The sequence below is a fragment of the Thalassospira sp. SN3W genome, from assembly GCF_038070535.1.
Taxonomy (GTDB): Bacteria; Pseudomonadota; Alphaproteobacteria; order Rhodospirillales; family Thalassospiraceae; genus Thalassospira; species Thalassospira xiamenensis.
Map to the genome: position 1 here is coordinate 3,815,467 of NZ_CP121124.1, position 15,337 is coordinate 3,830,803.

Consider the following 15,337-nt stretch of genomic DNA (forward strand, 5'->3'; position numbering starts at 1 on the left):
TGCGTCCCCTTCGTCTAGAGGCCTAGGACACTGCCCTTTCACGGCGGCAACAGGGGTTCGAATCCCCTAGGGGACGCCACTCGTTAACACGGACTGCATTTTGGTGACTGTGTCCCCTTCGTCTAGAGGCCTAGGACACTGCCCTTTCACGGCGGCAACAGGGGTTCGAATCCCCTAGGGGACGCCACCAAAGCAGACCATACATAAGATCGCACTGCGATTTGCGTCCCCTTCGTCTAGAGGCCTAGGACACTGCCCTTTCACGGCGGCAACAGGGGTTCGAATCCCCTAGGGGACGCCATTTTCTTTCAAAAAGATTGTCCAATCTGTAATACTCGTTCGGTTCGCGATGGGCATTTTTCGTTTCCAGCCGTTCAGGCAATGGAAACGCTAAAATCCGAAACGATGCTGGCGCGATGTTTTCTTGTGCTGGCGATACCGCCGCGTCAGGCTTTCGCGTAATTGCTCCGCCGTCGGGCGCGGGATTTGCGGGATCAGGCGGGCCGGGGGCAGGGCGCTTTCGCCATTATCCTCGATCAATTCGACGGGGGCTGTTTCCTCGGCTTCGCCAAACAGGTCGGCAGGGTCGGCTGTTTCGGCCGGGAAAAGATCGGCAACGCCGACACCCAGCAGGCGATAACGCGTGCCATCGACTTCCTTTTTCAGAAGTGTCAGTGCGGTTTCAAGGATCAGATCTTCGCGCAATGTCGGGTAGGTCAGGCGCATATTGCGCGTGCGGGTTTTGAAATCGGCTGATTTCAGTTTCAGAACAACGGTATGGCCCGCGATTTCCTTGCGTGCGAGGTCACTGGCGACGCGCGCCGTCAGGCGTTTGGCGATATCGACCAGTTCATCTAGGTCGGAAATGTCTTCGTTAAAGGTTGTTTCCGATGACAGGCTTTTGCGTTCGCTGCTTTGTTCGACCCGGCGATTGTCCTGCCCGCGCGAAAAATAGAAGAACCGTTTGCCAATGCTGCCGTAACGGCCCTGCAAGGCATGTATATCAAGCTGTTGCATCTGTCCGATGGTGGTGATGCCATCGTCGCGCAGCTTGCGCTCCATCGCCGGTCCAACGCCCCACATCATGCGTACCGGCTTATCCGCAAGGAACGATACGGCTTCTGCGGAGCCAATCATTGAAAAGCCGAACGGTTTATTGAGGTCGGATGCGATCTTGGCCAGAAATTTGTTGTAGGAAAGCCCGATGGAAACCGTGATGCCGACTTCGCGCCTGATTTCCGCCTGAAGATCAATCAGGCATTCGGCGGCTGTTTTACCATGCGTTCCTTGCGCGTTGGTCAGGTCAAGAAACGCCTCGTCAATTGAAAGCGGTTCAATGTCCGGGGTTATGGCGCGCATCATGTCACGTACCCGGTATCCTTCGCGCTGATATTTCGCCATGTCGGGTTTCAGGAAAACGCCGTCGGGGCAAAGTTCGCGCGCCTTGAAGGCTGGCATGGCGGATCGCACGCCGAATTTGCGCGCGACATAACAGCAGGTGGAAACCACCCCGCGATGCCCGCCGCCAATGATGACAGGCTGATCCATCAGTTCCGGTCGGTCACGCTTTTCAATCGAGGCATAAAACGCATCGCAATCCAGGTGCCCGATGAAAAGTTCGGGCAGTTCGGCATGCGCGATCCCGCGTTTTCCGCCACAGACCGGGCAGGGGGCATAGGCCCCTTCGCCGCTTTTGGCAAGCGGCCGGTCTGCATGGAAACGCCATTTGTGATGGCAATCGGGACAAAGCGCGTAAAGCATATTTATTTGTACCGCTTTTGTTCCCTTTTTGCCAAGCAAAGAAACGCGGCAAATCCCCGTCAGGTGACAGGATTTGTCAGGTGCAATTATCAGATTCTGACGGGATTAGCGTTTCTGTGCGGCTGCCGCACGTTTCGCACGGCGCTGACGGGCAATCATGTTGTCGATATAGCGCCCCTGGAACAGGGTAATGCCCAGCGACTGACCGAATTTGATCGCAGTCGGGCTGTCGCAACGGCACAGGATCACACGTTCCCGGCCAGAGTCTTTCACAAGATTGTCCATTTCGGAATATTTCTTGCGAATGACGTTGTCTGTCATTTCCTCGCGCCAGGCGACCTTGATGAAATCAGCCTTAAGGCTTTTGCGATCCACAAACGAAAGGGCTTCGACAGTCAGATTGTCGATCAAAACGCGATAGCCGCGTTCATGGAATTCGTCACGCAGCCGCAGATAGGTTTCGAGGTTTGAGAACAGATCGACCTGATTGAGCTCGATGATCACATTGCCCGGCCATTTTTTACGAACAACTTCATCGAACCGCTCGAAATCCTTGGATGTCAGCGTTTCCAGATTGAGGTTGATCGAGAATGAGCTGGCATGTGTCTTGAACGTCCGCTTGCACAGATAATTCAGCATGCGTTTATCAAGCACTTCGGTCATATGCTGAAACAGCCAGCGGTTTGACGCAAGGTCAATGTTGGGCATGATCGCGTTGCGCAAGTCCGAGATCGAGACAAAGAATTCGTCAAAAACCGGATGCAGTTCCTTGGACCCCGCGCGGGCAAACACGCAAACAGGTTGCTGACGGATATGTTCGGAAAGATCAGCCGAATGAATGGTGTCTTCCAACTGGGCCAGATTTTCCGCATTGATCGGGCTCAGAACATTGGTTGGCTTCTGAGCCGGGCGCATATTGCTGCTTTGCTGCAGCTTTTTGGCGCGTTCATCAAGATGCTGGCACAGCAGCAGGAATTCCTGAAATTCCGTATTCAGATTGTACCATGTGCAGAATCCGGTTTCCTCGCTTTCGTCCTGCGAAAGCGGATCATCGCGGAACAGGTAGCGCAGCGTGTCAACTGCCGGTTCCACGTCGGCGATCGATTTGTCTTTCCAGATGAACAGAAGGTCATCGTTACTAAGAACAAAGATACGGCCGACATAAAGCTTTACGTAGCTTTCAAAGGTATTGGTCGCGACCCGGATATGATAATCGCGTCGGTGAAATGGCTTGAGCCGGGACAAATGGATATGAACAGCGCGGTGCCCGAATTTGCGGGTTTCCAGGCGCTGGACATAATCAAGCATCAGGTATTCCTGAAGGGCCTGTTGGCCATATTGTTTGGGCTCAATCAATCTACTTCCCCGAAAGAGACAGGATTAATTCCTGATATTTTGAATTCATACAATGGTATGGGACGATCTATCAAACCATATTGTCCCTGAATGCTGCGTTAACAGGTGCGACAGTTATATAGTTTACTTTTACGAATTATATTTTGGACATGTCCTATTGCATAGTTTCTGACATTGGAAAATGCTTTTAACGAATTGTTCGCAGCCATCGGGCAAACTGGATCACCATCAGGGAAATGATGGGGCGGTGCGCGTTGGACTTGACGACAGCCTGCGAAACATGCTCCCTGAATTGTCTTTTAATAATAGGGGGTTGACACCATGAAGGTATCCGCAATGCGGACCGGGAACTGGCTGAAGATCGGCGGCAGAAGCCTTGCCGTTGTCGGCATGGTTTCATGGGTGTCTGGCTGTGCGCCACTGCTTGATCAGGATTTCTGGGACGAGGCGACTTCATTTACCGACGAAAATTATACCGCCAATGGTTTGCAGCAGCTTGCAACCGGCGATTATGCCTCTGCGGAAAAATTCTTTGACGAAGCATTACGCAAAAATCCCCAGGACGGGCACGCGCTTTTATGGCGGTCGGTGATGTATCAAAACACCAACCGTGCTGATCGCGCGCGGGATGGTTACGATACCCTGATCGCCATGAACCCGCCCGGAACGGTTTTGATGACAACGGCCAACGGCACGCAACCGCGCCCGTTGCGCGATGCGGCTGAATTCAACCTGATGCGTTTGCAGCGCGGTCTTCCGGGATCGCTTAGCATCAATGACCAGATTGCGACGGCTCCGGCCGGGTTGGGGACGGCAAATCAATCCGTCATGGCACCGTCGAATGCCATGGTCGCAGCCCCGATGGTCGCCAGCAGTCAACCGCGTGCGAGAAGTGCCGATATGCCTGCCGGTGCTGCATTGAGCACGGGTGACGAAGCCATCGCAAAGCGGTTTGCCATTCTGCGTGATTTACAGGCCGCTGGCCTTGTCACGCCGGAGGAATTTTCAGCGCGCCGGTCTGCCAATCTGGGGGCATTGCTGCCCATGAGCCAGTCAGCACCGGCGGCATTTCTGGATAATCCGCCACCGGACAGCACGCAAATCGAGCAGCGCCTGAACCAGTTGAACCGTGCCCTTCAGATCGGGGCGATCACGGTGCAGGAACATGTCAATGAACGTACCGCTATTCTGGATGCGCTTTTACCGGCCCAACCGCGCCAGCGCGCAACCCCGCCGCCGGCACCACAAGGCTTGATGGATGCCGCACGCCAGATCGCGCGTATCGAAGATTTTTCGCAGATGAAACTGGTGACGCCCGACGAATTCAAACGAGAGCGTGATGCAATCGAAGCCGCCATTGTCGAACCGGCAAAGGCCAATGTAACGACCTTAAGCGCGGGCGAGCCTGTTCGTCGTGTCGCCACCGGCGAAAGCCGTGCGGTTCAGTCGGGCAGCGAAATGGCAGCGGCCCCGACCATGGGGACGGCAAATCCGGTTGCTGCAACAGCCGGGGGCAAAAGCCTTCATCTGGCATCTTATCGCAATCAGGCACAGGCCGAACGCGGTTGGCAAATCCTGACACAACGTTATGCCGAGCTTGCGCCACTTCAGCACGGTGTCACGCAGGCAAACATTCCTGGCAAGGGGACCTATTTCCGTTTGATGGCGACCGGGCTTAGTGACAGTTCTGCCAGTGCAATCTGTGCTGAGCTTAAACGTCGCGGTCAGTTCTGCGAGGTCAAGTAACAGCGCTTTGCGTGCAACCTGACTGAAATCAGGCAGGTTTGCCGACGATCCGGATGTCCGACATGATCCTGATTTTCAGCGATTTTGGCGTAATCGGCCCTTATAGTGGGGCGATGCGTGCGGTTGTTCATCGCAATGCCCCCGACATTACGGTTTGCGATCTGATGGTCGATGCGCCGGATCGCAATCCACGTGCATCAGCCTATCTTCTGGCCGCATTGTCGCGCGAATTTCAACCGGGCGATGTCGTGCTTTGCGTCGTTGACCCGGGTGTCGGCAGCCAGCGTCGCGGCATTGTTGTTGAATGCGATGGCGTTTTTTACGTCGGTCCCGACAACGGATTGTTCGAAATACTGATCCGGCGGTCGAAAACATGCCGGGTGAGAGTGATCAACTGGCATCCCGAAAATGCATCGGCAAGCTTTCACGGGCGAGATATTTTCGCACCGGTGGCCTGCATGATTGCCAAGGGTGAACCTGTGGCACTTGGCGATATCGATGTCGGGTTGCGTTATGTCCCGCCCCAGAGCTGGCCGGATGAGCTTTCAGAAATCATTTATATCGACAGCTACGGCAATCTGATGACCGGTCTTCTTGCCGCACCGGGGTGGCAGAACCGCAATCTGAAGCTTTTGATCAACGGACAGTCTCTTTCGCCTGCCCGGACATTCTCCGATGTCGCGCTGGGGCAGGGCTTTCATTACCGAAATTCAATCGGACTTTGTGAGGTTGCCGTAAACTGTGGACGTGCCGATCAGGCGTTCGGGGCAGAGATCGGTACAGCGGTGTTTATCAAGCCGCAGAATTAGAACGCGGGTAATTTTCTTTTGCGAAATGAGTGTTATATTTCAACGGGATTGATGCATTCGTCTGTCGCGGACGACAGCCACAGACATATGTGAAGGGCAGCGAATGGCAATTGATGTAAAGTTCTGGGGAGTTCGTGGGAGCATTGCCTGTCCTTCCCCCGACCATGTTGTTTATGGCGGCAATACCAGTTGTATCGAAATGCGGATCGGTGATCATACCCTGATCTTTGACGCCGGAACCGGTATTCGCAATCTTGGCAAGGATCTGATCCGGCGCAAGGTAACCGAAGCCAGCATTTATCTGACGCATACCCACTGGGACCATATCAACGGGTTCCCGTTTTTTGTCCCGGCCTATAATCCTGCTGCACGTTTTCACGTGCTGGCCGGACATTTGAAAGAGCAGGGCGGGGTCGAGCGCGTGTTTTCGGCCCAGATGGCCGATCCAACCTTTCCGGTACCGCTTTCGGCCATGCAGTCAAAACTGACATTCGAAGATTTCACGGTCGGGACGGTTTTATACCCGGCCGATGGGATTGCCGTTAGGACCGCGCCGTTGCGTCATCCCAACGGGGCGACGGCGTATCGCGTGGAGCATGACGGCAAGTCTGTCTGTTATGTCACCGATACCGAACATATGCCGGGCCAACCTGACGAGGTGGTTCTTGATTTCATCCGGAATGCTGATCTCGTGATTTATGACAGCACTTACACCGACGATGAATTCCCGGCCAAAGTTGGCTGGGGGCATTCGACCTGGCAGGAAGGAGTTCGGCTGTGTCAGGCGGCAAACGGCAAACGGCTTGCCCTGTTTCATCATGATCCCGATCACAATGATGCGGTAATGGCCGGGATCGAGCTGCAGGCACGCAGCCAATGGTCAAATGTCTTTGCCGCGCGCGATGAAATGGTCGTCGTTATCGAATAGGGTACCCGGCAGAACGCGCACCACCAACATCAGAATACGCGCGAATATTTTGGGAAAATGCGAATTTCGATACGGCGGTTGGCTTCGCGGTTTTCCTCGATCGGGTTGCCATCATCGCCGCGGTTTGGCAATTTCGGCTTGGTATCGCCATAGGAAATTGCCCGCATGCGGTCACTTTCCGGATCAACCCCGACCGCGGTTAAAAAGCGCACAACGGCAATGGATCGCCCGGCCGCCAGTTCCCAGTTCGACGGGAAACGTGGTGTGTTGATCGGGCTGTCATCTGTATGACCGGTCACTTCGACCTGAAAGCCAAGATAGCGGGGTTCTTTTAACAGGTCCCCAACATCTTTAAGGAACAGGACCGCATCCTGCGTCAAATTGGCCGATCCGGGATGGAAAAATGCGCCGCTGCCAAGTTCCATCAGAATACCTTCGTCGTCGGTCGAAACATTGACGGCATTATCCATTGATGTGTTGAACACAACATCCTTCAGATCGGTTTCGAGAACCTGCGTCGGGCGGACGATCTCGCGTTTGCCAATCTGTTCGGCAATACCTGATTGTACTTTTTCGAAAAGCGGGATTTCGACCTTGGAAAAGCTGACCAGCATCACAAAGAACGCCATCAGAAGCGTGATCGCATCGGCATAGGTTACGATCCAGTCTTCTTCGACCAGTTCTTCTTGGCGTCGCCCCATCGGTGATTTGCGTCGGGCCATCATGGCCTCCTGTCGTCAAGCATATCGTCTGTCGCCGCTATTTTGCGGACCTGTCGATATTGAAATGGATCGCCGGATCAAGGAACGAATTCATTTTGTCCTGTATGGCGCGCGGTCCCTTGCGATCGGCTAGCATGATCAGGCCTTCGGCAATCAGGTAATTGCGAAACCGCATGATTTCCTCGCGCTGCTGGATTTTGCTGGCGGCCGGCATGAAAAAGAACCGGGCGGCGACAATCCCGTAAAGGGTCGTGATCAGCGCAATCGCAAGACCCGAACCAAGCTGTGTCGGATCATCGGCCATTTTATCAAGCATGATGACAAGACCAACCAGCGTTCCGATCATGCCAAATGCCGGTGCGGCACCCGCCATGCTTTTCAGGATGGATACAGGCACAAGATTGCGGCTGAACGCGTTTTCAATCGCGTTGTGGAGCATTTCGGCGGTTTCGTCACCGTTATAACCGGTGATGACGACTTCCATCGCCCAGCCCAGAAATGGCTCGTCCTTGCCAACGCGCTGTGCTTCCTGCTCCAGCGCGTTGATGCCTTTTTTCTGAAGCAGATAGCCCCATTTGACCACACGACCGACTTCGCCGGTCAATTGGCCCCGGCCCATCTGCGGTGCCCGAAAGATTTTGAAAATCAGCTTGAGCGCAAGCAGAACATAGCGTGCTTCATAGGCAATAAAAGTCGCTGCCAAGGTCCCGCCGATCACCATCAACGCACTCGACAGACTGATAAACACAAAATAGTTGTCGGTCGAAATGAAGATGGAGCCTACAAAAAGCCCCAAACCGACCAGAATCCCCAAGATCGTCGTAAAAGACATTGTCTTTTATTTTCTCCAAGCGTGAGCCGCTCGAATACCCCCAAGCCGATTAGAATTTTAAAGGTTTAATACCTTTTTTTCAGAATAGACAAATTGGCGGTTGTCGTCAGGTTAATTTTGATACCAAGATTTTAGCTGGCCCATATTTTCCGAAAATTTGTGACATTAATTCAATTTTGGATTTTGCCGGGGAATTGCAGTACACCAAAAAACAAACCCCGCACCACCAGAAATGGTGCGGGGCACAAAATGCAGTTCCGGAAAATTTCAGGATCAAGCCGACCGGATACTGATCAGGAAACTATCGACCTCTCGGCGAAGTTCTGTTGAAAGTTGCCCCAGTTCTTCAGCCACATTCAGGACCTGGTGGGCAGCCTGATCGGTTTCGGCCACCGTATCGCTGACGCGTTCGATATTGCTGCTGACTTCCTGCGTGCCAATGGCTGCCTGTTCGACATTCTGTGCGATTTCGCCGGTGGCATCGGCCTGTTCACGAACCGCATCGGAAATCGTGTTTGTGATGTCGGTAATCCGCGAAATAACGTTGGAAATGTCATCCATTGACTGGACCGTTTTGCCGGTTTCTTCCTGGATGGCCAAAATCTGTTCGGAAATTTCGCTGGTTGCGCGTGCCGTCTGGTTGGCAAGGTTTTTGACCTCTGCGGCAACAACGGCAAAGCCTTTACCTGCTTCGCCTGCGCGGGCGGCCTCGATGGTGGCGTTAAGCGCCAGAAGGTTGGTTTGACCGGCAATGTCACTGATCAGTTCGACAATCTCGCCAATGCGACCGGCGGCTTCTGAAAGTCCGGCGACGGTCTTGCTGGAAACTTCGGCTTCGCGCGATGCTTCGGCGGTGATTTCGGTTGAATGATGCGCCTGATTGCCGATCTGGGTGATCGAATGCGACAGATTTTCCGCTGCGTCGGCCACGGTGCGGACATTAACCGTGGCTTCTTCGGAGGCGGCAGCAACGGTTGTGGCACTTTTGCTTGCCAGATCGGCGGCACCGACCAAGGCGCGGGCCGTGCTTTGCATCCGGTCGGCCGATGTGGAAACCGAACCGACAATATTGGCAATTACCCCTTCGAACCCGCCAATGTGTTTTTCAAGCGTCTTCATGCGTTCTTCGCGCTTGCGCGATGCCGCTTCCTGTTCGGCTTCCATGCGTTTTTTTGCAATCGCATTGGTGCGGAACACATCGACCGATTGTGCCATGCGACCGATTTCGTCCTTGCGGTCAAGGTCATGGATGGTCAGATCGGTTTTGCCATCGGCAAGTTCAGTCATGACCGAACCCAGCTTGCTAAGCGGTTCGGTAACGATTTTCGACAGCAGCAACCGCATGCCAAAGATGGTGGCAAGTGCAATGACGATGCCGCCAATCACAATACCGATCAGGATCTGATTGGTTTTTGCCTGTTCGGGGGCAACCGAAAGACTTGATGACAGAACCGCAATCACGTCGCCCTTTTCGGCTTCCATTGCGCCATGGCAGCTAAAGCAAACCTCGCGATCAGCACCTTTGGTCACACCAAGAACAATTGGCATCGACAGGCGATAGGTGCCTTCGTCGGTATAACGTCCAATGGTTTGACCGGTTTCAATGGCTTCCTGATCAATCGCATCGCGCGGCGTTTTCAGGTCCTTGTCGCCATATTCCTTCATATAGGCCAGCGTGGTCGGGCCCCATGCCGACCATAATTCGCCGGGATAATCCAGATTTCGGCTTTCAAACCAGTTGTTGAAAACATCAATACCGATGTCATCAGAGTCATCAGGACGGGCGGCCATCACATTTACAATCAGCGCATGAAGCGATGTCAGTTCATTCTGGCTTAGCTGATTAAGCTTGGCATCCATTGCCTTTTCTTCGGCAAACATCATCATGGCAAGTGCGATGATCACCGTGGAAGTAACGCCGAAGGCCGACGCCCACATAAAGCGTTTGCGAATGCCCATGGCATTGAAAGCCGATAACAACTTCATCACTGATCCCCGAATGGATTATGCAAATGCACGCGAACAGACCATCAATGATCCACTGATGATCCGTATCAAACTGTCCCGAATGCAGCATCGGACCATGCGGGATGCAGGTCTTTGATTTGTCTCAAGTCGGATGGCAAAATGGCTGGATCATTCGGATAGGTAAGGGCGCGACGGTATAGTTCGCGGGGGGCGGAAACTTGTCATCTGGTAACTGGCAGGGCATAAGGCACGTGGTTATCGTATCAGAACAGGAAACATCATGAGCATTTCATTCTCGGACGCGCAGAAAAAGCTCGAACAGATCACAGCCGAAATGCTGGAGCTGATCCGAAAATATGGTCTGGATGCTGAAAGTCCGTTTGATGTGATCCCGGTTGCACGCGCCAAAATCGACAATCAGCAGGACTATATCCGGTTTCTGGAGCTGTCGATCGAAGGCCGTATCTACGGCGAATATGCCGATGCGTTGCAAAAGAAGTTTGATGAAGAAGCGCGTCAGGCCGAAGCCCAGAAAAAGATGCACTGAACCGGGCTGGCTATTCGCCGGTTGGCGTCTTTTTTCTGTCTGATAGCAGTTTGTTCTGATTGCATTTTTTCCGATTAAGGCGAGGTGTCACAAAATATTCCCGATCTTGTCACCGTCCTGCCGTTGAGAGGCGGCCTTTAGGGGATTATATCGCTGCTTGACGATGCGCTGGCAAAGCCGGGCGTCGTTATTCCGAAGGGGATTGTCATTCGGAACATCACGAGCAACAGGATGGCTGACATGAACAAAAGTTATGTCCAGACCTTGATGGAAGTCGAAAAAGTATTTGGTCAGATCAATGACCATGATTACCGCCTTTATCGCGCAGTATGGGGTAACCGGCAGGCCGCCGGGACCGGTTTGCCGCGTGGTACACGTGCTGAAATCAGCAAGAAACTTGCAAATGACTTTGTCACGGCAAACAACGCCGTAATGCATCGAAACACGGCGCACGCGGCCTAGCTGCGATTGCAGGCCGCAAACCCGATTTGCTGCCAATATTCGGGAACGCTTGATTTTAAACCGCCATCTGGTGTTAAAGATGGCGGTTTTGTTTTTCAGGTTAACCCCGGCCGGAGTTCTCCCATGTCGATCAAGTCGCTGATCCGTACCATTCCCGATTACCCGAAAAAGGGGATCATGTTTCGCGATATCACGACCCTGTTTGCCGATGCAGATGGTTTGCGTGATTTGATCGACAGTTTTGCTGCCGAATTTCAGGATAAACAGATCGACGTGATCGTCGGGATTGAGGCGCGCGGTTTTATCATCGGCCCGGCGGTCGCCGTAGCCCTTGGTGTCGGTTTTGTTCCGATCCGCAAACGCGGCAAACTTCCTGCTGAAACCATCGAAGTCGAATATGAACTGGAATATGGATCGGACGTGATCGAAATGCACACCGATGCGATCAAGCCCGGACAGCGTGTTCTGGTGATGGATGATCTGATCGCAACCGGTGGCACGGCTCTTGCCGCGATTGATCTGATCGAAAAGGCAGGCGGCGAAGTTGCCGGTTGTGCCTTTATTATCGATCTTCCTGATATTGGCGGGGCACAAAAAATCCGTGATCGCGGTGTCGATGTCTTCCATCTGGTCGAATTCGACGGCGACTAATGCCTAAAAACAGCTCTATACCCACTGAAAATGACGATTCTTGTCTCTTTTGAGCCGTAATTGGGATATAATCTTACAGTTGAATAATGCTGTAACATGTTCCGGTTTCGGCTGGAGAGAGGAAAATGGTCGCACCTGTCGTCAACAACCAGTCCATAAGTCAGGTCAGCCAGTATGGCCGACTTGCGGCTGCTGGTGCGCGCGGTGTGGCGACGGTTGACCGCAATAGCCAGATTCAGGCCCCCAGCGAGCATTACACTTATGACCCGGATAATGACGGTATCCTGTTCAATGCCTATATCGACGGCAAGGGCAAACAGCAATCCGGACAGGGAAGTGCGGGTGATCAGAAAGACCAGCGCGCCGAACAAAGCCGTCTGTCGGCGGCTCGTCGGGCAAGCGACCGCGAAGGTGCGATTTCACCCGAAAGCGATATCGATTTCGCAAGCCTTCTTGATCCGGAAATTCCATTCGATCTAAGCGCGAATAGCGGAACATCATTCTATGCGGTGGTTAATGCTGTTGTGCATGGTGCGGGTATTCGCGGCACACGGGTTGATGCTTTGATCTGATCGCCTGCCGGATTTCCTTGAAAAGTGAATAATACATTCCGTTCCGGTCCTTGTTGTCGTGCCCAAGCGGCATTATGATCGTGATCCGCCATGCGTTTCGTTTGCTGGATCAGATATGCAGAACAAGCCGGTCCTTAATTCCGTATTCGAAGCCGTTTTTCGCCTGATTGATCATGCATTAAACGACAACGAATATCTGCAACCGCAAAAGCTTCATCGTCTGCTGTATCTGGCGCAGGCCTATTACGGGGCCAATTATCACGGTCGCATGTTGATGCCCGCTGTTTTCATCGCAGATGATATTGGTCCGATTGAACCGAACGTCTATGCCGTCATGGAAGAAAGTCGACCGGATGTGCGGCTTAAATCGGTTGATCCCAAAACGCAGCATTTTATCGAAAGTATCTGGTCGCAGTTTGGTCATCACTCTGTCGAACATCTTAGCGAAACCGTGCGCAATCATCCGCCTTATCTTGATGCATATAAACAGGGGCCGGGGACAGTGATCCCGTTTCAGGTGATGGTGGATTTCTATGCCTCGGTCCGTAAAAGTGCCACCACGCCTGAGGCAAAAGAAGTTGTCCGCCCGCGTGTCATGCGTTCGCATAAGGGCAAACCGGTTGCGACCACCGATTGGTTGCCCCGTCGAATCAAATAATTTTCGGTTTTTGCTCGGACCTATTGTCCAATCTGAATGTCTTCGCACGGATCGGCACGTGGCAGATCATTTGTGAACCACATGAAATCCGCCACATTTTCTGATCCCATCCGAAGCGCATAATCACGCACACCAGGAAGGTCTTCACCCGGGTCATCTGCCTCGACCAGAATGACAACTGCAATGTCGTTATCGTCGATATCAGGTGCATAACGCCGCAGATGGTAGGGTACCGCAATGTCATCACGCACATGCATGGCACCGGCAATCAGGAATGCGCCATCCGGGCTAATGGTTTTGTTCGCATCAATCATCGCGCGCGCAAGCGACGCATCGCGGGCAAACTGCACAAGCGAAAAGTCAGGTAATTGCGATTTGGGTAACATGTTGCAATGACCGACTGCAATTTCCTGATCAAATCGTGCGGCAATATCATCGGGTAGCGCCGGCAGGGAGAGCTTTTGCGCAAGCTCGGTCGGCAGGGCGCTGATACCTTCGTTGATCATGGGCCGCAGGACATCCCGGGGCAGATTGCCTGCAACCATCGGCAGCCCGTTTTCCTTTGCCGCCTCGGCAATCGGCGCATAGTCATGCCATGATGGCCAACCACTTTCGCCCCACTTCAACTCACTACCAAGTTCCTCGGGCGGTACAGCCTGCCAGGCCTGATCAAGGCTTTCCTGCTGGTCGCGATTAAACATTTCCCAGACAACTGCACGCTTGGTGTTTTCGCGTTTGCTTAGCGCGCGGACCAATTGTGCCTGATGATGATGATGGATCGGATTGTCGTGTTTTTCCCCGATCAGGATAAAACGCGTCCCGGCAAGATGCGAAACCAGGTCGTCAAACATGATATAGCGCTGCTCGGCCATATCGAAAATCAGTCCCGGTGCCGGGGGCAGGGAATTGGCATCGGGAATATCACGCATGCCTGCCGGTTGGCTTGAGGTGCGGGCTTGCGCCTGCGCCGAACGAACCGGAATTTCCGTCGCCGCGATCATTGCTGTAATGGCAAGACACAGCGAAAGTGATTGTTTGAAACAAGATCGTGTGCGGGCACGAAACACAGTTTTCATCACGCGTGGAATTTCCAGTCCGTTGATTGGCCGATTTTCATTCCGACTTTATTTACTCAAATCCAGGGCGGTTTCAATATCATGGATCAAATCGTGGGCATCTTCGATACCGACGGACAAACGCAACAGATCATCGGGTACAGGGCTTGTTGGGCCTTCGACCGATGATCTGTGTTCAATCAGACTTTCGACCCCGCCAAGTGACGTCGCGCGTTTAAACAGTTTGCACTGATTGTGGAAATCCACGGCCCGTTTGCCGCCGCCCTTGACCCGGATCGACATCATGCCGCCAAATCCGCCGGTCATCTGACGCTTGGCAATGTCATGGCCGATATGGCTTTCAAGGCCGGGATACTGGACCTGCGCGATTTCAGGGTGGTTTTCGAAATGGCGGGCGATTGCCATGGCATTGGCACTGGCCCGTTCGACCCGGATTGACAGGGTACGCATACCACGCAAAAGCAGCCATGCTTCGAACACACCCAGAACACCGCCGCCGCCTGCATGCTGTTTGCAAACGCGTTGCCAGAATTCGCTGTCCTTGTTTGCAGTGGTAAGTGTGCCGGCCAGAACATCACTATGTCCGTTAAGATACTTGGTTGCCGAATGCATGACGATATCTGCACCCAGTTCAATCGGGCGGGTCAGAAGCGGTGTGGCAACCGTATTGTCAACCGCAACAATCGCCCCGGCCTTGTGCGCGGCATCGGCAACGGCGGCGATATCGGTGATCTGCCAGTCCGGGTTGGCGGGCGTTTCCAGCCAGACCATTCTGGTTTTGCCCGGCTGGATATGTTTCACCCACTGGGCCGTGTCGCCATTATCAACAAAATCAAATGTCAGACCGGCGCGCACACCGCTATCGAGCATGAAGCTGCGCAGTGCCCAATACATTACCTTTGGCGCGACCACATGATCGCCTGGTGATAACGCATGCAGCAACGCAACGGCGGCGGCCATGCCCGATGCGAAAAGCCGCGTCTGTGTGCCACCTTCGAGCGCGTCAAGAACCGCACAGGCCTGATCATAGGTCGGGTTGTCGGTGCGAGTATAGCATCGGCCATCGTGATAGCTAAGATCGGTATTGCGTTCGAACGTGGTCGACGGATAGATCGGCGGGGTGACCGAACGGGTGGTTTCCTCGACCCAGCCCAGGGCCTGAGCCGTGATGGTTGCGGGGTTCTGTTTCTTGTTATCGGCAGACATGGTGGCACCTGATTTTGTTGTCATTTATTGCCGCGCAACATAA

Annotated in this window: 15 protein-coding genes and 3 tRNA genes; 11 read left to right on the forward strand and 7 right to left on the reverse strand. The window is 53.5% G+C overall.

Annotated features, from left to right (window positions below):
* Positions 1-3: 3 nt before the first annotated feature.
* The 3 genes from P8T57_RS17495 to P8T57_RS17505 all read left to right on the forward strand — a co-directional run bounded on the left by P8T57_RS17495 (position 4) and on the right by P8T57_RS17505 (position 301).
* Positions 4-79 (forward strand) — tRNA-Glu (locus tag P8T57_RS17495).
* 32 nt (positions 80-111) lie between these two features.
* A tRNA-Glu gene (locus tag P8T57_RS17500) sits at positions 112-187 on the forward strand.
* A gap of 38 nt (positions 188-225) precedes the next feature.
* Positions 226-301 (forward strand) — tRNA-Glu (locus P8T57_RS17505).
* A gap of 89 nt (positions 302-390) precedes the next feature.
* Here P8T57_RS17505 and P8T57_RS17510 read toward each other — a convergent pair.
* Complete coding sequence (locus P8T57_RS17510) at positions 391-1,761, reverse strand: DNA polymerase IV (RefSeq protein ID WP_341363838.1); 1,371 nt, start codon at positions 1,759-1,761, stop codon at positions 391-393.
* Positions 1,762-1,866: 105 nt separating this feature from the next.
* Positions 1,867-3,117: an EAL domain-containing protein gene (locus P8T57_RS17515; protein WP_007091607.1), complete on the reverse strand. Its 1,251-nt coding sequence runs from the start codon at positions 3,115-3,117 to the stop codon at positions 1,867-1,869.
* A 321-nt stretch (positions 3,118-3,438) separates the two neighbouring features.
* Here P8T57_RS17515 and P8T57_RS17520 point away from each other — a divergent pair, with 321 nt between their 5' ends.
* From P8T57_RS17520 to P8T57_RS17530, 3 genes are all read left to right on the forward strand, one after another.
* A complete protein-coding gene (locus P8T57_RS17520) occupies positions 3,439-4,863 on the forward strand; it encodes a tetratricopeptide repeat protein (protein WP_341363839.1) in 1,425 nt (474 codons plus the stop codon).
* A 62-nt stretch (positions 4,864-4,925) separates the two neighbouring features.
* A complete protein-coding gene (locus P8T57_RS17525) occupies positions 4,926-5,672 on the forward strand; it encodes an SAM-dependent chlorinase/fluorinase (protein WP_037987774.1) in 747 nt (248 codons plus the stop codon).
* 103 nt (positions 5,673-5,775) lie between these two features.
* Entirely contained in the window at positions 5,776-6,600 is an 825-nt protein-coding gene (locus tag P8T57_RS17530; RefSeq protein ID WP_341363840.1) for an MBL fold metallo-hydrolase, read from the forward strand.
* 29 nt (positions 6,601-6,629) lie between these two features.
* On the opposite strand, the gene P8T57_RS17535 is transcribed toward P8T57_RS17530, so the two are convergent.
* The 3 genes from P8T57_RS17535 to P8T57_RS17545 all read right to left on the reverse strand — a co-directional run bounded on the left by P8T57_RS17535 (position 6,630) and on the right by P8T57_RS17545 (position 10,140).
* On the reverse strand, positions 6,630-7,301 hold the full coding sequence (locus tag P8T57_RS17535) for a flagellar motor protein MotB (RefSeq protein ID WP_341363841.1): 672 nt from the start codon (positions 7,299-7,301) through the stop codon (positions 6,630-6,632).
* Positions 7,302-7,359: 58 nt separating this feature from the next.
* Entirely contained in the window at positions 7,360-8,154 is a 795-nt protein-coding gene (locus P8T57_RS17540; RefSeq protein WP_071241370.1) for a MotA/TolQ/ExbB proton channel family protein, read from the reverse strand.
* Between the two features lie 273 nt (positions 8,155-8,427).
* Positions 8,428-10,140 carry a HAMP domain-containing methyl-accepting chemotaxis protein gene (locus P8T57_RS17545; protein WP_341363842.1) on the reverse strand — a complete coding sequence of 571 codons (1,713 nt, stop codon included), beginning with the start codon at positions 10,138-10,140 and terminating at the stop codon, positions 8,428-8,430.
* A gap of 262 nt (positions 10,141-10,402) precedes the next feature.
* Here P8T57_RS17545 and P8T57_RS17550 point away from each other — a divergent pair, with 262 nt between their 5' ends.
* The 5 genes from P8T57_RS17550 (at position 10,403) to P8T57_RS17570 (ending at position 13,012) form a co-directional block, all read left to right on the forward strand.
* Entirely contained in the window at positions 10,403-10,669 is a 267-nt protein-coding gene (locus tag P8T57_RS17550) for a hypothetical protein (RefSeq protein ID WP_007091600.1), read from the forward strand.
* A 240-nt stretch (positions 10,670-10,909) separates the two neighbouring features.
* A complete protein-coding gene (locus P8T57_RS17555) occupies positions 10,910-11,131 on the forward strand; it encodes a hypothetical protein (RefSeq protein ID WP_007091599.1) in 222 nt (73 codons plus the stop codon).
* Positions 11,132-11,254: 123 nt separating this feature from the next.
* Complete coding sequence (locus P8T57_RS17560; RefSeq protein WP_341363843.1) at positions 11,255-11,782, forward strand: adenine phosphoribosyltransferase; 528 nt, start codon at positions 11,255-11,257, stop codon at positions 11,780-11,782.
* Between the two features lie 125 nt (positions 11,783-11,907).
* Complete coding sequence (locus P8T57_RS17565; RefSeq protein WP_341363844.1) at positions 11,908-12,354, forward strand: hypothetical protein; 447 nt, start codon at positions 11,908-11,910, stop codon at positions 12,352-12,354.
* 115 nt (positions 12,355-12,469) lie between these two features.
* On the forward strand, positions 12,470-13,012 hold the full coding sequence (locus P8T57_RS17570) for a hypothetical protein (RefSeq protein ID WP_007091596.1): 543 nt from the start codon (positions 12,470-12,472) through the stop codon (positions 13,010-13,012).
* Positions 13,013-13,032: 20 nt separating this feature from the next.
* On the opposite strand, the gene P8T57_RS17575 is transcribed toward P8T57_RS17570, so the two are convergent.
* Together P8T57_RS17575 and P8T57_RS17580 are read right to left on the reverse strand one after the other, a co-directional pair.
* Positions 13,033-14,088, reverse strand: a complete 1,056-nt coding sequence (locus P8T57_RS17575; protein WP_341363845.1) for a ChaN family lipoprotein — start codon at positions 14,086-14,088, stop codon at positions 13,033-13,035.
* A gap of 48 nt (positions 14,089-14,136) precedes the next feature.
* Entirely contained in the window at positions 14,137-15,318 is a 1,182-nt protein-coding gene (locus P8T57_RS17580; protein WP_341363846.1) for a PLP-dependent aspartate aminotransferase family protein, read from the reverse strand.
* Between the last annotated feature and the right edge of the window lie 19 nt (positions 15,319-15,337).

Coding starts and splice junctions, on each gene's coding strand:
- P8T57_RS17535 (WP_341363841.1), bottom strand. CDS start 7,301: ATGGGGCGACGCCAAGAAGAACTGGTCGAAGAAGACTGGATCGTAACC.
- P8T57_RS17580 (WP_341363846.1), bottom strand. CDS start 15,318: ATGACAACAAAATCAGGTGCCACCATGTCTGCCGATAACAAGAAACAG.
- P8T57_RS17540 (WP_071241370.1), bottom strand. CDS start 8,154: ATGTCTTTTACGACGATCTTGGGGATTCTGGTCGGTTTGGGGCTTTTT.
- P8T57_RS17570 (WP_007091596.1), top strand. CDS start 12,470: ATGCAGAACAAGCCGGTCCTTAATTCCGTATTCGAAGCCGTTTTTCGC.
- P8T57_RS17560 (WP_341363843.1), top strand. CDS start 11,255: ATGTCGATCAAGTCGCTGATCCGTACCATTCCCGATTACCCGAAAAAG.
- P8T57_RS17550 (WP_007091600.1), top strand. CDS start 10,403: ATGAGCATTTCATTCTCGGACGCGCAGAAAAAGCTCGAACAGATCACA.
- P8T57_RS17520 (WP_341363839.1), top strand. CDS start 3,439: ATGAAGGTATCCGCAATGCGGACCGGGAACTGGCTGAAGATCGGCGGC.
- P8T57_RS17530 (WP_341363840.1), top strand. CDS start 5,776: ATGGCAATTGATGTAAAGTTCTGGGGAGTTCGTGGGAGCATTGCCTGT.
- P8T57_RS17510 (WP_341363838.1), bottom strand. CDS start 1,761: ATGCTTTACGCGCTTTGTCCCGATTGCCATCACAAATGGCGTTTCCAT.
- P8T57_RS17555 (WP_007091599.1), top strand. CDS start 10,910: ATGAACAAAAGTTATGTCCAGACCTTGATGGAAGTCGAAAAAGTATTT.
- P8T57_RS17575 (WP_341363845.1), bottom strand. CDS start 14,088: ATGAAAACTGTGTTTCGTGCCCGCACACGATCTTGTTTCAAACAATCA.
- P8T57_RS17525 (WP_037987774.1), top strand. CDS start 4,926: ATGATCCTGATTTTCAGCGATTTTGGCGTAATCGGCCCTTATAGTGGG.
- P8T57_RS17565 (WP_341363844.1), top strand. CDS start 11,908: ATGGTCGCACCTGTCGTCAACAACCAGTCCATAAGTCAGGTCAGCCAG.
- P8T57_RS17545 (WP_341363842.1), bottom strand. CDS start 10,140: ATGAAGTTGTTATCGGCTTTCAATGCCATGGGCATTCGCAAACGCTTT.